This window comes from Kitasatospora sp. A2-31 (genome assembly GCF_022288725.1).
Lineage (GTDB): Bacteria > Actinomycetota > Actinomycetes > Streptomycetales > Streptomycetaceae > Kitasatospora.
In genome coordinates this window covers 1-1,759 of the sequence record NZ_JAKNTA010000124.1, presented here as the reverse complement: position 1 = coordinate 1,759, position 1,759 = coordinate 1, and the positions used below count along the sequence as shown (strand labels likewise).

Genomic DNA, 1,759 nt, shown 5'->3' with positions numbered 1-1,759 from the left:
GATCTTCTGGCTATCGAGGATGCGGCTGTGCCGGTCACGGTGGTGACAGCGGATGTTGTTGCCCAGGAGCGCAAGAAGCTTCCACTCCTGGACGAGTTCATCCTCAGGTTCGCGGCAGAAGGAGCTGCCTCTAATTCTGATCTCGCTGGAATCCTTGGCCTTCACGAGGACCAGGTTTCTACTGCTGTGGCGAATCAGGTTGTTATCGGTAACCTCCAGTATCGGGAGCGCGATCAGGGCCTTTCGCTGACTTTGCAGGGTCGGGAAACGGTCCGGACTCTAGTGGCAGTTCAGCCAGTATTGCGGCCACTGCCTCTGGTATTCGATCGGTTGACGTGGTCAATCGTCGATTATCCAAAAGCGATGCTGAAGACTAAGCAGCAAGCAATCGAAGACGGGATGATTCTGCTTCCCGCCGCCCGGTCTGCGCGGGTTGAGCTCCCGGACGTAACGCCAGCTGGAATCAATTCTCTACTTGCGCGGCGAAGTGGAAAGCCGAGTGTTGAGGTACTCCGTGTAAGGGCTGTCAATCGGACATCGTATCGCTATATGCCGGTGAAGTTGCTTGTATATGGTGATGCCGCACGGGATGATGTTCAGCTGGCTGTGTGCGTGGACAGCGACTTGAGCCCGAGTCATGATGCTGCCCTGCAGCGCGTCAACGCTGTAGAAAGCCTCAAAATTAGTATCGGCCCGGCGGCTGAGCGTCCTGTTCTGCGCGCGGACCTCGAAGATATCCGGATGGATAGCAGTGAGGTAGCCCAGCACCTTACGCAGGCATCATCGCAAGCTCTCCCTGTGCTTGAGGCAAATGGAGTGGCGGATCCGATCCCCTCTCTCCATACCGTTCCGGTTCGAAGCCTCAGCGTATTTGAGCACTCCGACCTGCTTGCAAAAGCATTGGATGATGCCAGTCGGCGACTCTTGATAATATCCCCATGGGTTAAGCGGGGTGTCGTGAATCGCGCTTTCGTCGAGCGGCTGGGGCAGCGGCTGCGGCAGGGCGTTCGCGTACACATAGCGCACGGTTACGGCCCAGACGACCTTGGATCAGATGAGGATGCTCTGCGCCGCCTGTATAACCTCCAACAGCGGCACTCAGATCGATTTACGCTAGCCAGGTTGAGAGATACACATGCCAAGATCCTCATCTGTGATGGATTGTGGGTCTCAACTAGCTTTAACTGGCTGTCCTTTCGTGGCGACCCCAAGCTTCCCTACAGGATGGAGGAAGGGACGCTAGTAAAGATTCCCGCCGAGGTTGATAAGGCTTATGAGCGCTATCTCCGGATGATCGAGGAGCAGCGAGTCGACTAGCGAGGCGTGAGCAGGTGCTCCAGCTGTCCTGCTGAGGCTTGCTGATGCGTGAGCGATGCGTGAGCGGACAGGACGGCAGCAGGCCATCGGAGCGGGATCGCGAGGTCTGCCACGTGGCGCTGACCTGCAGGTTCAGTGCCACGCGGCATCAGGCGTCACGCCCCGTCATGATCCGGGTTCGTCTTGTAAAGCGGGGGTCGTCGGTTCGAACCCGACAGGGGGCTCGTTGTGGAGGGCTTCAGAAGCGCCCCGAGCCGGTGTCCGGCTCGGGGCGCTTCGTCGTGCCGGCGCGTGGGTTCGCCTCAGTGCGGGCGGAGTTGGCGGAGGGTCCAGCCGGTGGCGTCGGGGGTCAGCGGGCGGGTGTGGGTGGTGAGGAGCTCGGCGGCGCGGCGGTAGGAGAGCCGGGCGCGGCCGGTGTGGGGGCAGCGGTCGCGCGCCGGGG

At 60.3% G+C, this 1,759-nt stretch carries 1 protein-coding gene and 1 tRNA gene; both read left to right on the top strand.

Going from position 1 to position 1,759, the window contains the following annotated elements; genetic code table 11:
* Positions 1-1,317, top strand: a 1,317-nt coding sequence (locus tag MCM47_RS40100; RefSeq protein ID WP_238951767.1) for a hypothetical protein, incomplete at its 5' end; no start/stop codon positions are given.
* A gap of 137 nt (positions 1,318-1,454) precedes the next feature.
* Positions 1,455-1,541: transfer RNA gene (locus MCM47_RS40095), tRNA-Thr, on the top strand.
* The last annotated feature ends 218 nt before the right edge of the window (positions 1,542-1,759 follow it).